The sequence below is a fragment of the Paenibacillus sp. 79R4 genome, from assembly GCF_013393165.1.
Lineage (GTDB): Bacteria > Bacillota > Bacilli > Paenibacillales > Paenibacillaceae > Fontibacillus.
This window is the reverse complement of sequence record NZ_QJOT01000023.1, coordinates 18,146-31,114: the sequence shown is the minus strand read 5'-3', so window position 1 is coordinate 31,114 and position 12,969 is coordinate 18,146. Positions and strand designations below refer to the sequence as shown.

The 12,969-nt window shown below is 48.3% G+C and carries 10 protein-coding genes and 1 riboswitch; of the genes, 6 read left to right on the top strand and 4 right to left on the bottom strand.

All coding sequences use genetic code 11. The annotated features are described in order from the left end of the window. From DMN77_RS22055 to speE, 3 genes are all read right to left on the bottom strand, one after another. The gene (locus tag DMN77_RS22055; RefSeq protein ID WP_068778077.1) at positions 1 to 420 is read right to left on the bottom strand and encodes a YwiB family protein; all 420 of its coding nucleotides are present in this window, start codon (positions 418 to 420) and stop codon (positions 1 to 3) included. Positions 421 to 646: 226 nt separating this feature from the next. After that, positions 647 to 1,516: an agmatinase gene (gene speB / locus DMN77_RS22050; RefSeq protein WP_068778076.1), complete on the bottom strand. Its 870-nt coding sequence runs from the start codon at positions 1,514 to 1,516 to the stop codon at positions 647 to 649. 13 nt (positions 1,517 to 1,529) lie between these two features. Beyond that, complete coding sequence (gene speE, locus DMN77_RS22045) at positions 1,530 to 2,357, bottom strand: polyamine aminopropyltransferase (RefSeq protein ID WP_068778075.1); 828 nt, start codon at positions 2,355 to 2,357, stop codon at positions 1,530 to 1,532. A 633-nt stretch (positions 2,358 to 2,990) separates the two neighbouring features. Here speE and DMN77_RS22040 point away from each other — a divergent pair. The 3 genes from DMN77_RS22040 (at position 2,991) to DMN77_RS22030 (ending at position 7,926) form a co-directional block, all read left to right on the top strand. Further along, positions 2,991 to 5,066, top strand: coding sequence for a transglycosylase domain-containing protein (locus tag DMN77_RS22040; protein WP_068778074.1), 2,076 nt, complete (start codon positions 2,991 to 2,993; stop codon positions 5,064 to 5,066). Positions 5,067 to 5,276: 210 nt separating this feature from the next. Continuing rightward, positions 5,277 to 5,651: an ArsR/SmtB family transcription factor gene (locus DMN77_RS22035; RefSeq protein WP_068778073.1), complete on the top strand. Its 375-nt coding sequence runs from the start codon at positions 5,277 to 5,279 to the stop codon at positions 5,649 to 5,651. Further along, positions 5,644 to 7,926, top strand: coding sequence for a heavy metal translocating P-type ATPase (locus DMN77_RS22030; RefSeq protein WP_179016313.1), 2,283 nt, complete (start codon positions 5,644 to 5,646; stop codon positions 7,924 to 7,926). Before DMN77_RS22035 ends, DMN77_RS22030 begins: the two co-directional genes overlap by 8 nt. Positions 7,927 to 8,326: 400 nt before the next feature. Here DMN77_RS22030 and DMN77_RS22025 read toward each other — a convergent pair whose 3' ends face one another. Next, positions 8,327 to 8,839: a YwhD family protein gene (locus tag DMN77_RS22025; RefSeq protein WP_068778102.1), complete on the bottom strand. Its 513-nt coding sequence runs from the start codon at positions 8,837 to 8,839 to the stop codon at positions 8,327 to 8,329. 170 nt (positions 8,840 to 9,009) lie between these two features. Here DMN77_RS22025 and DMN77_RS22020 point away from each other — a divergent pair, with 170 nt between their 5' ends. The 3 genes from DMN77_RS22020 to DMN77_RS22010 all read left to right on the top strand — a co-directional run bounded on the left by DMN77_RS22020 (position 9,010) and on the right by DMN77_RS22010 (position 12,803). After that, positions 9,010 to 11,016, top strand: a complete 2,007-nt coding sequence (locus DMN77_RS22020; protein ID WP_179016312.1) for a M1 family metallopeptidase — start codon at positions 9,010 to 9,012, stop codon at positions 11,014 to 11,016. Positions 11,017 to 11,118: 102 nt separating this feature from the next. After that, positions 11,119 to 11,952 carry a hypothetical protein gene (locus DMN77_RS22015; protein WP_068778070.1) on the top strand — a complete coding sequence of 278 codons (834 nt, stop codon included), beginning with the start codon at positions 11,119 to 11,121 and terminating at the stop codon, positions 11,950 to 11,952. Between the two features lie 220 nt (positions 11,953 to 12,172). Then, positions 12,173 to 12,308, top strand: a riboswitch (cyclic di-AMP (ydaO/yuaA leader). Positions 12,309 to 12,311: 3 nt separating this feature from the next. After that, complete coding sequence (locus tag DMN77_RS22010) at positions 12,312 to 12,803, top strand: C40 family peptidase (RefSeq protein WP_068778069.1); 492 nt, start codon at positions 12,312 to 12,314, stop codon at positions 12,801 to 12,803. Positions 12,804 to 12,969: the final 166 nt, after the last annotated feature.

Genomic DNA, 12,969 nt, shown 5'->3' with positions numbered 1-12,969 from the left:
TTACGCTTCCTCCTGAATAAGTAGACTAATATTAAAATTCCCTGATAGCTCATCGTAAACATACAGATCGTAATTCCAGGCGACTTGTCCAAAAGCACCTGAAAGCTTGGATTCCAGCCGATGGGTTACCGTGGACAAATGGAATTTCGTGAACGGAGAGAAATAAAATCCGGGTAATTTATGTCCGGCGCGGAAGGTTTGCTCGGATTCCACCTCACCGTGGCGCATAATTTTAACCTCATCTCCCGAGATTTTAACAAGCGCCCGGGTTATTCCGCCGGTCGGCCCTTTCTCCGCTTCTTCATAGCGAATATAGATAACGTCGCCACGCATCATAACTTCGCCAGTCAGCTCCTGGAGCGTCTCCTCTTGCCCCTGACGGCTCCTGATTACAATTTTGGCTCCGTTCTTATCGGACATAACGCAAATCTCCATTCTATATATGAGTGTTCAACAAGTCCGGTCGAACAACCTCTATAATATTACATTGTATCCCACTGTACTACTATATCCAGTTCATTCCCGCAATTCAATCGGTATTGGCAAACATTCACCAGCCCTAGCATTCCCTTCCCTTGGGATGCTAACAAAATATCCAAGCAAAAACCGCCGGGTAAAAATACCGGCGGCTTCGACTATAGCTATATTATTTTACAAAACCGAGCAGCATTTCACGAATCAGCTTGGCAGCCACGATAGGCGTCTGTTCTGTTGGATCATAGATCGGCGCCACTTCAACCAGGTCACAGCCCACAACATGAACATCAGAGCCAGCGATCATATGAATCGCTTCCAGCAATTCTCTAGAAGTGATGCCACCAGCTTCGGCAGTTCCTGTTCCTGGCGCACATGAAGGATCGAGCACATCGATATCGATCGTCACATATACCGGACGGCTTCCCAGCTTCGGCAGAGCGCTCTTGAGCGGAGCAGCAACATCAAATGGGTAGAAATTCGTATTCTCGCGTCCGAACAGGAACTCCTCCTTGGAGCCTGATCGAATGCCAAATTGATATACATTCTCTCCGCCCATCAGAGCGGCCGCTTTACGAACCGGAGTCGAGTGCGAGAGAACCTCGCCTTCATACTGCTCGCGCAAATCTGCATGTGCATCGATATGAATGAGGGCCAGATCAGGATACTTCTCATACATTGCCTGGATTACAGGCCAAGTGACAAGATGCTCCCCACCCAGACCGATCGGGAATTTACCGTCAGCCAGCAGGCCGCGTACATATTCGCCAATCACTTCAAGACTGCGGGATGCGTTCCCGAAGGGGAGCAGCAAATCTCCAGCATCAAAATAATCGAGGTCCAAAATACTTTTATCCAAATAAGGGCTGTATTCCTCTAGACCAACGGAGGCCTCGCGAATTCGTCCCGGACCAAAGCGAGAGCCTGGACGGAAGCTAACCGTATAATCCATTGGCATCCCGTAAATGACCGCTTTCGAAGCAGCATAATCCTCCGAACTACAAATAAATACATTACCCGAATAAGCCTGATCTAATTTCATTTTGCTTTTCCTCCTATTTTACAAGGTCTTCTACGAACTTGGGTAGTACGAATGCGGCCTTGTGCAGGCGCGGCGTATAATATTTCGTAGCGATCTCAGGTATTTTCGCCTCATCGACTTGAAGCGGATCATAGGTTTTGCTGCCTAGCGTAAATGTCCAAAGACCGCTTGGATAGGTTGGAATGTTAGCCCCATATACGCGTACGATCGGGAAGATCTCCTTCACGTCCTGATTCACCTTCTGGATCAAATCCGCCTTGAACCAAGGGTTGTCCGTCTGCGCAACGAAGATACCATCTTCCTTTAACGCTTCATAAATACCTTGATAGAATCCACGTTCGAACAATTGTACAGCGGGACCCACCGGTTCTGTGGAATCGACCATGATCACATCATATTTATTCTTGCTCTCGACAATATGCATGTACCCGTCATTCACTTGAACCTCAACGCGGGGATTGTCCAATTCTCCGGCAATCTCCGGCAAGAACTTCTTCGAATATTCTATAACTTTGCCATCGATATCGACGAGGATCGCCTTCTCCACTTCAGGATGCTTCAGCACCTCGCGAATCACACCGCCATCACCGCCTCCTACCACCAACACATGCTTCGGATTCGGGTGCGTAAAGAGAGCTGGATGAGCAACCATCTCATGATACACAAACTCATCCTTAACCGTTGTCATGACCATTCCATCCAAGACGAGCATTCGCCCGAACTCTTCCGTATCAATGATCGACAAATCCTGAAAATCCGTCTTCTCTGTAACTAACGTTTCCTTTATTTTTGCGGTAATGCCAAAGACGGGAGTTTGCTTCTCCGTAAACCACAATTCCATCGTACATCATTCCTTCCAGTAAATATTCAAAAAGGGCCTGCTTTTCAGCGCCGAAGCTTATACTTCCTTTCTAAAATACTTCAGTTGGATGCAGCAGCGCTGCTGCACATTTCCATAGAAAACAAACCTGGTAAGCATTCGTTTGTAGTGGGTACATGCTAGCACCTGATATGTTTCCGCAGAAAGCAAGACTCTCGATCGGTTTTCTTACCGAATGCGGTCTTTTTGAATTACCTTCTCCAATAGAATAGTTGTCTAGCCGCCATATTACACCCACGAGCGGATTTTCGGGGCCTCCAGCTTCACTTCTCGACTTCTCGCAAAGTTTCACTTCCTAATATATTGCACCAAACATAAGAAAGATTATATTAAAACAAGGTAAAATTGCAACAGTCTCTATTCTGCAAAAATGTAAACTCCCCGCTTTGCTGTTTCACCTGTGAATATCTCCTCCAAACTTTCCCATACTAAGAGTACATAACCTATGCCCGCCAGTGTTCACCAGTGCCCATAGGCTATGAAAATTGCTCTGCAAATTAATCGTTATTTATTACAAGGACCTATACGAACTAATGGCCTTTCGCGGCATTAAAACAAACATTTGATACATTCACAGGAGGGAGGCGTACAGTCATGCAAAGGCTCGTACGCAGCGGCAATCAACGCAAATCACCGCGCAAAAGGCGGTTGTTTCTTAAGCTCATCATATCCACCGGACTGCTTGGCGTGCTTGCTGCCGGTATCCTGCTGATCTACCTATATCAAACCAATCTTCCGCTATCCTATTCCGAACAGGGCTCCGAGCTCTTCAGTCGAAACGGCGAGACCATCGCCGTCTTCTCCGATGGGGGAAAGAACCGTGCCAGCGTTAAGCTGGCCGAGATCTCGCCATGGCTGATCCAGGCTACGCTTGCAACGGAAGACCGGCAATTTTATGATCATTTCGGCTTTGATGTCAAAGGAATGGCCCGAGCCATGTTCGTAAATTTAAAAGAGATGGAAAAAGTGCAGGGAGCAAGCACACTGACGCAACAGCTCGCCCGTAATCTCTATCTCTCTCATGAACGCACCTGGTCACGAAAAATCAAAGAGGCTATGTACACGGCACAACTGGAAATGAAGTACAGCAAAGAAGATATTCTGCAGATGTATCTGAACGAAATTTACTATGGCCACGGGGCATATGGAATTGAGACAGCCGCGCAGATGTACTTCGGCAAGCATGCTAAAGATCTCGATCTGGCGGAGAGCGCTATGCTGGCTGGCGTGCCCAAGGGTCCTACCTATTACTCCCCGTATAATCACATGAAGAACGCCAAGGACAGACAGAAGACCGTACTCTCCGCGATGGTGGTTACCGGTGATATTACGCAGCAGCAAGCCGATCAGGCCTATGAAGAGATGCTGTCCTTCCAGACGCGCCAGGAGCGTGCTGCCTTAAGCATTGCCCCTTATTTCCGCGATTACGTACGGAGTATCGTCGTTAATGAATTGGGCTTTGATGAGAACGAATTGGAGCATGGCGGACTTAAAATCTACACAACCCTTGATCTAGGGGCCCAGCAGGCGGCAGAAAATGCAGTTAAGTCTGAACTGAGCAATTCCGGGGATCTGGAGGCCGCGCTTGTCTCCATCGATCCACGCAACGGCCAGATTAGAGCGCTCGTCGGTGGGACGGACTATACCAAGAGCCAATATAATCATGTATTCGCTACAACCCGTCAGCCCGGATCAAGCTTCAAACCGATTATGTACTTGTCAGCGCTGGCTTCAGCGAAGATGACTAGCGCCAGCCAGTTCAACAGCCAGCCGACCTTGTTCCATTATGACGATAATCGCAAGACCTATAGTCCTAAAAACTTCGGGGGCAAATATTTGGGAGAAATTGATATGCGTCAGGCTATCGCTGCTTCGGATAATATTTATGCCGTGAATACCATACTCAAGATCGGCGCCGATCAAGTCATAGAGATGGCTCGGAAAATGGGCATTACCAGCCCGATGCAAGCCGTGCCTTCCCTTGCACTGGGGACCTCTCCCATCAGTCCCTTTGAAATGGCAACTGCCTTTGCGGTTATCAGCAATCAGGGACGAAGCGTTAAGCCAGTCGCCGTACTTCGCATCACTGATGAAGACGGAAAAGTACTGTATGAAGCGCCGCCGGCTAAAGAAGAGACCATCGTGGAGCCCGCTGCAGCCTACGTCCTGACCCAGTTAATGGAGAGCGTATTTGAGACAGGCGGAACGGGTAACCGGGTATCCTCTGATATTAAGCGTCCGGTCGCCGGAAAGACAGGCACAACAAGTACTGACGCTTGGCTTGTCGGCTTCACGCCCGAATTATCCACGGCTGTCTGGGTGGGGTATGACAAAGGCAAGACGCTGGATACCACCGAATCGCGAAAAGCAGCCCCGATCTTCGCCAAGTTCACAGAGAAGGCGCTGGAAAAGGTCCCGCCAAAAATATTCCCGATTCCCGACAGTGTCGTCAGCGTCTATATTGATCCCGTTTCCGGTAAATTAGCCACGGCTGATTGCCCTAATAAGAAGCTGGAAGTATTTATTCAAGGCACTGAACCGACGGAGTTCTGTTCTGCCCATAACAGCAACGAGCCTCCTCCAGAGCCAATACCTACCTCAGACAAACCTGAGAGCAAATCATGGTGGAAGGACCTGAAGAACTGGTGGATGAACTCGAAGCAAGATTGACAAGAAGCACCCGTCCCTATTTCAGCAAAGCTCAAGCCGGCCGGATAATCCGGCTGGCTTTGATTTTTACATTAATAAAATGAAGAAACGGCCCATTCATTCAAATGTTCATTTGAATATTCTTTGGAGAGGGTATATACTATACTCAAACAATCAAATAAACGTTTGAATATATATCTTAATCATTATGAGTTTAATGGAGGGGATACGATGGGAGACCAATTAGCCAAAGAGACTTATGAGCATGTGTGCGGCGACCCCACTAGAGCCGAGGTTCTGCGGCACACGTTATGTGAAGAGGATATTGAGGGCATGACGCAAATTTTCAAAGCCTTATCCGATTCAAATCGAATGAAAATCGCTTATCTGCTACAGAATCAGGAGTTATGTGTGTATGACATCTCTGTTATCCTCGGAACCTCCGTAGCCACCGCATCCCATCACCTGCGGCAATTAAAGTTAATGAACATCACAAAGTCCCGCAAGGACGGCAAGCATGTCTTCTATTCCTTGAAAGACCATCATATCCAGACGCTGATTACTATGACTCTGGAGCATCATAAGGAGAGGAACGATCATGAGTAGATCCGACGATCGTCACCAAGCAGCTGCTTCTGACACAAGAGTTGAATATCGCGTTCAAGGATTGTCCTGCGCCAACTGTGCACGCGAGATGCAGGATCAAATCCGCAAGCTGGAGTACGGGCATGATGCCGCCCTAATGTACAATAGCGGTCGCCTGCTCATGCAGCCTGGGATTAATGTCCAAAAGGTAGAGAAAATCCTGAAAAGCGACGGCGCCTCACTCATTCATCCGGAGGCCAGCCGAGCCGAGGCAGAGGCGTCCACCGCTCTGGACTCCACTATCATCATAAATCCTGGCAAGCATCATTCTCACTCCCACGACCACGGCCATTCCAAGGACCATAATCATGCGGAAGGCCATAGCCATGGTCATGATCACAGTCACGGACATAGTCATGGTGAAGGCGAAAGCAAGCGGGAGAAATGGTTCCTCAGTATTTCCGCCATTATATATATTTTAACTTTTGTATTGGGGAGTGTACTTCCCAAGAGCGTCCTCGTAGGGATGTATCTGGTCGCTATCGTACTCAGCGGATACCCGACCTTCCTGCGTGGTCTGCGGAACCTGACGCGTTTCCGGTTTAATATGGATACCCTGATGACCGTCGCTTTGGCAGGAGCCGTTATTATCGGCGAATGGAAGGAAGCTACCCTGGTCGCTATCCTGTTCGGGCTTAACGAAATTCTGGAAGGCTATGGCATGAGCCGTGCGCGGAAATCCATGGAGGCGCTGCTTGATGCAGCACCAAAGCAAGCCGTCCTGATTCGTGGAACAGAGGAAATTATCGTACCGATCGCCAGCCTGCAGGTCGGCGACACCGTGCTTGTTCGCCCTGGTGAGAAGATCCCTTCCGATGGTGTAGTCGCTGAAGGCCATAGTGCTGTGAATGAAGCGGCGATAACCGGCGAGTCGATCCCTGTGACGAAAAAGCCTGGCTCCAATGTATTTGGAGGCAGTGTGAATAGTGAAGGCTTATTGAAGATCAAGATCAGCAAAGCCTATGAAGATTCGTCCTTGGCCAAGATCATGCATCTGGTGCAAGAGGCTCAAGATACGAAGACGCCAACTGAATTATTTATTGATAAATTCGCTAAATACTACACACCGGCTATCATGATCATCGCCGCGCTAGTCGTACTGATCCCGCCACTGCTGTTAGGTCAGCCATGGATGAAATGGGTCTACGAAGGTTTGGCCATTCTGATTGTAGGTTGTCCATGTGCGCTTGTGCTGTCATCGCCAATTGCCCTTGTTAGCGGCATGACAAGAAGTGCCCGCAACGGTGTCCTGGTCAAAGGCGGTGTGCATCTGGAACAGCTTGGCAAGATCAATGCTATCGCTTTTGACAAGACCGGAACTTTAACCGAAGGCCGTCCTGCTGTTATTCGCGAGGTTGTCTATGAACCCGAGCGCTTCCATGCTATTGCCGGGGCTCTCGAAGCCGGGTCGCTGCATCCGCTCGCGCAAGCTATCGTCCGGCAGGTTGCTAGCCAAGGCATCGACAAATCAAGACTTCCTTCCGTCTCCGGAATGGTTACCTTGCCGGGTGTAGGGCTTGCTGCCGATGTCGATGGGGCCCGCTACTGGGCTGGCAGTGAAGAAATACTTGAGCAAATCTCAATTCGTGAAGAGACCCGCAAGCAAGTCAAAGCAGAGCTGAATCAACTTAAGCAAGAAGGACTAACGGTTGTAATCATTGCCGCCGAACACCAGGTACTCGGATTGTTTGGACTCGCCGACCAACTCAGAGCGGAAAGTCCGGACGTCATCGCCCAGCTCCATCGTTACGGCATCGAACATACCGTTATGCTTACCGGAGACCACTCTTATTCAGCTCGTTCGGTTGCCATGAAGACAGGGGTCACCGATTGGCACGCTGGACTGCTTCCGGAACAAAAGGTTGAACAAGTGAAGGAAATGGCCACTCGCTGGAATGTCGCGATGGTTGGCGATGGCATTAACGACGCACCGGCACTGGCAGCTTCGCGGCTTGGCATCGCTATGGGCAAAGGAACCGACAGCGCGGTTGAGACAGCCGATATCGTACTGATGCAGGATCATCTGGGCAAATTGCCGGGTGCGATCAAGATCGCCAGACAGGCGAGCCGAATCATCAAGTGGAATATCGGCATCTCCCTTAGCTTGAAGTTAATTGCTCTCTTGCTTACGATACCGGGCTGGTTGACCCTCTGGATCGCTGTCTTGTCCGATATGGGAGCAACCATCGTCGTAACCTTGCTAGGCCTCACCGTCCTGTTAGGTAAGGACGAATAAAGCCCGCCTTGGATAAGGAAACCAATCAAGGCCAGTTGAAGGCCTGAGCGACCGCGATTCAACGGGTGGTTTTCTTGCAAAAATAGAATTTCATCAACTTCGTTGACAACTTATAATAGTAACACTGGGAGTTGTATCGACATTGAGTCTTGAACACCGGCCTAAGTGGATGCTTATGAAGTCAGGTTTCCTTCGGAAACGTCTCAGATACTCATACGCAAACTAATATACGCTTCGCTCCTCAGTCCTAGCTCCGTTCAACCTTCCACGGTACTGTAAGCCGGATGATCTGAAGACGAACTAATATAATGCAAATAAGCACCCCATAGAGAGCAAACAGGTATGACCTGCTCATAACTCTATGGGGTGCTTATTCATTATTTATTCGAATGGTCCGTGCCTATGCTTCCAGCGCCGCCTTCAGCTCTTCCGGAGAATTCTCCCACCATTCTGCATTCGTGTCTATCAGCAATTGCTTAAGCGAAGCTTTCTGTTCCGGCGACAAGCCGTCGAGAATTACTTTTCGCTTCAGAGCATAATCCATCTTGTTCACGTGATCAGCGAGAATCTTCCAGCCACGGCGCGCTTCCTTATCAATAAGCATTTCACAAGCCGTCATCCCGCCGTAAAATTGCCCCTCCGGAGTTCGGTCAACCGCTACCCAAACGATCCAAACCTGACGACCATTTGGTACGTCCTCCCGATTTACAGAGAATTTAATCCCCTTCTCCACTTTACTCTTCGCATGCATGGCTCCGATATCAATATACGTCTCATCAACATCGATAATAACCGGGGACATACTGTTCAGATCAATTGAACCCGCCCCAAAACCCTTATGCTTGCTCTTCTCTTCATTACTAATAATATTAAGGGCGAAAATCTTCTTCCCCGTCTTCTGTGATTGGTCCATATTATCCTCCAATTCCCCTTTTCGTTCATACTCTGTGTATTTCAAAGCGAACAACGCCATCAAGCTGCAGTCGGAACGGTTTCCTCAACTTAATTTAATTTTAGCTAATAATCTTCCAAATGCAAACATATACATGCTGTAGATGCTTGTCAACGGGAGGTATCCATTGTATGACCCGAAGAATTTTGATCTTTGGCCTTTCCTTCGTCGCTCTATGCCTCGTCGCCGGAACGGCCCTGTATTTCTACCAACAGAGCCAAACTCATCAGGCTGCCTTCACCTTAGATAAGAACAAGCCTGGGCAAATAGCTGGGATAGAGCATGTATCCTCCGCGCCTCAGAGCGAGAGCATCCAGCAGCCAACCGCTGAGGTGCTCAGCAACCGTGTAACGGAATATCATATCAACGTTAAGCTGGATGAACAAGAGAATACGCTGACAGGTTCTGAGACGATTACCTGGACGCATCCTGGCAAGAAATCGGTCAACGAGCTCTACTTTCATTTATATCCGAATGCCTTTGCCTCGGCAGACAGTACATTTATGAAGGAATCGGGCGGCAAGCTGCGAAACGACGCCATGCCCAAGGATGGCTGGGGATCGATGGAGCTGACCGAAATTCGGACAACCGATGGGATCTCCCTGCTTCATCGGATTCAATATGTCCAACCCGATGACGGCAATGCCAAGGACAAGACGCTGGTTAGAGTTCGTCTGCCTGTCTCCGTCCAAGGCGGGGAGAGCATTACCCTAAAGATCAGCTTCACCGTGAAGCTGCCGAAGATCTTTGCCCGCATGGGCGCCGCTGGCGATTTTGTTATGGCTGGCCAATGGTTCCCCAAGATCAGCGTGTACGAGCCTGCCGGAACCAGGGGACGAGCCACTGAAGGTTGGAATCTGCATCAATACCATGGCAATTCAGAATTCTATTCCAATTTCAGTATATACAGTGTGGAGATCGATGTCCCCGACAACTATACCGTTGCCGCCACCGGCTTCCCGACCAAAGCAGCTAACATCCAGAACGGACGGAAGCTCGTCCATTACTATGCCGATGATGTGCATGATTTCGCTTGGGCTGCTTCACCAGACTTCATCTATGCAGAAGAGCCCTTCTCTTCTGACACGATTCCTGGCGTAAGGATTAAGCTATATCTTGATCCTGCCCATAAGGATTTGAAGGAGCGTTATTTCTATGCCGCCAAGGTAGCCTTAGCCAACTTCAGCAAGTGGTATGGACGATACCCATACTCTACGTTATCGATTGTAGTCCCGCCTGCCGAGGCAAACGGCGCGGGGGGCATGGAGTATCCAACGCTGGTCACCTCCTTCGGAGCAAAGAGCGATTCCCCGGATTACAATGAGCTGGAACGTACCGTTATCCATGAGATCGCTCACCAGTATTTCTACGGAATGATCGCAAGTAATGAGTTCGAAGAGGCCTGGCTGGATGAAGGATTCGCCTCCTATGCCGAGGATAAGCTGATGGAGCAAGAATTCGCTACTAACCTTCCGCTTCCGGTCCAATCCGCCATCATCACTTCTCCAGCTTCCCTAACCCAGAATGCCTGGAAATATGGGGATAGCGATGTATACGCACAGAATGCTTATTATAGAGGAAAGCTGGTCCTGCTTGATATTGAGAAGCAAGTAGGCGCCAAGACGATGAAGCGAATTATGTCCAGCTACAGCCTAAAATACCGCTTCAAGCATCCGACAACAAAAGATTTCCAGCGGACCGTCGAGCAAATCACGGGCCGATCGTGGAAGGATTACTTCAACCAATACGTATATAGCGACAAAATGGCTGATTTTTCAGTGGATCGAATTCAAATTCATCCCTCCGATTCAAGCAGCGGCAACGGATCGATCTATGAGTCCATCATTGATATAAGCCGTAAGGGCGCCGACTATCCAGAGGTAACCATATTGCTCTCGTTCAAGGATGGACATACTCTGCGCAAGACTTGGAAAGTGGATAACGACACCCTCCAGATCAAGGTTCAATACAAAGAGCCTGTGGATTGGGTACAAATCGATCCTGATTATGCGCTCGTTCTTGAGAATAAACACATTAACAACTACCTGAAGGCGGAGATTCAGGAGCCTGTGGGAACCCGCTCCACCTTAACGATTGTCAAATTGCTGGAAACCGTACTCGGCTCGTTATTATGGTAGGTACCCAACCTTTATAAATGCTGTATATGCTTCCGTAGCAAGTTTTTGTCCGCGGCTTATTCTACGGAGGCATACCTTAACAAAACTTTGAGGGGGAAAAGTATGATCTATATACGTAGTGGATGGAGTCTTATAAAAAACCAGCTTCCCTCTATTATCATCCTGTTTCTATATCAGCTGCTATGGGGACTATTTTTATACAGGCTCGTCAATTCAGTAGTTACGGAGGTCCTGGTTAGATACCCAGATCCCCCGCCCAACATGCTCAGCCAGGCTCTATTCCTCCTGGAAGGCCAATACGAGCTCAAGCATAGCCCCGACATCCGTCTCTATCTGGGGTTGCTGCTCGGTATGGCTCTCATCCGACTACTAGTGACGCCTCTGCTCCAGGCGGGAGTCCTGTATGGCTTAATGCCCAAGGAGGAGCGAAAGAGCGGACTTCCGCTATTCCGCGGCATGAAGGAGTTTGGAAAGCCGGTATTCTTGTTCCTATTTATTGAGCTTATATTAATCAGTCTGCCGCTATTATGGATTCTCCCTCACGTCCAGGGAATTCTGCCAGACCTGCTTCGCTCAGGCTCGGTACAGATTGCTCCCATGCTGAAGATGTCGGCCGTTCTGCTCGCTTGGTTGATCTATTGCTGGCTTATTGACCAATGCTTGCTGTTCGCACAATTTGGCTATCTTTTCAAAAAGGGGCTATGGGGTTCTATTCTGATAGGTGTTCGATATGTGCTTCCTGGAGCGGGCATCTCTCTCTTACTCGGCATTTTTGCCCTGATCCTGTTCTTCATCTTTGGTTCAGTATCGTGGATTTGGACCGGAATACTCGCTCTTATTCTGCAGCAAAGCTATCCTTTCATACGAAGTTTGTTCCGAGTTTGGGAGGTAACCTCTCAATATCAACTATGGGAAATGAAGTCACAGAAAAGTTAAATTATTTTTACCATTATAATCCCTTATACCACAAGGCCTCCGCCAGAATCGGAGGTCTTGTTCTTTGTTTTTGTCTCTGAATCTTGTGAATTAGGCATTGCCAAAATATACTTCTCTTTGTTACAATAACAACAGCAGAAATTCAGTAACAGTTTTGTAATCATTCTTGTCATAATAAGTCAAGTAATAGCAATTGCGAGTGTAATTATAACAATTATTTACGAAATCATGGCCGAATTCCCTCCACGGGGAACGGGGGAACCACTTTGGGTGAATTGATCTCGCTAGAGAGGGATCATAGGGAACCTTCAACCGAATCCTTAAGCTAACCTCGTAGGCAATCGGAAGGAGTATTTTTCTTGAAGAAACAGTTAACTACATTAGCTCTTGGTGTTACATTGCTTTTCTCCATCGGAACTGGTAGCGCTTTCGCTGATTCCAAATTAGACTCTGCTATTGATGGAGCGTTAGGAACGAAATATGTATCCGGTGGGACAACGACTTCCGGGTTTGACTGCTCAGGGTTCACGATGTATGTATTCTCCAAGATCGGGGTCAAGCTTCCTCACCAATCGGGATCGCAATATAAAATGGGCGAATCCGTATCCAAGGATGAACTAATCGCTGGCGACCTGGTGTTCTTTAACACTTCAGGCAAAGGCATATCCCATGTAGGTATTTATGTAGGTGAAGGCAAATTTGCTCATGCATCCTCTTCCAAGGGCGTTGTAATCAGCAAATTGAGCGAGAAATATTATGTAGATCGTTATGTTGGAGCTAAGCGCGTTATGAGTTCTGATAAGTACGAAGATGTTACTGGAGAAGTTACAGACCACGATGATGTAGAATAATAACGAATTTTAAACCCACGGAGATTCATTTGGAATCATAACCGTGGGTTTTTTATTTGTCTAAGGGCCTGCTTTTTCCCCGCTTCTGGCCCTTTATGCCTATCTGCCTGGATAGAAACACCGACTTGCAGATCAAATCTATCGACAAGCTTGTCAAACCTGGGCG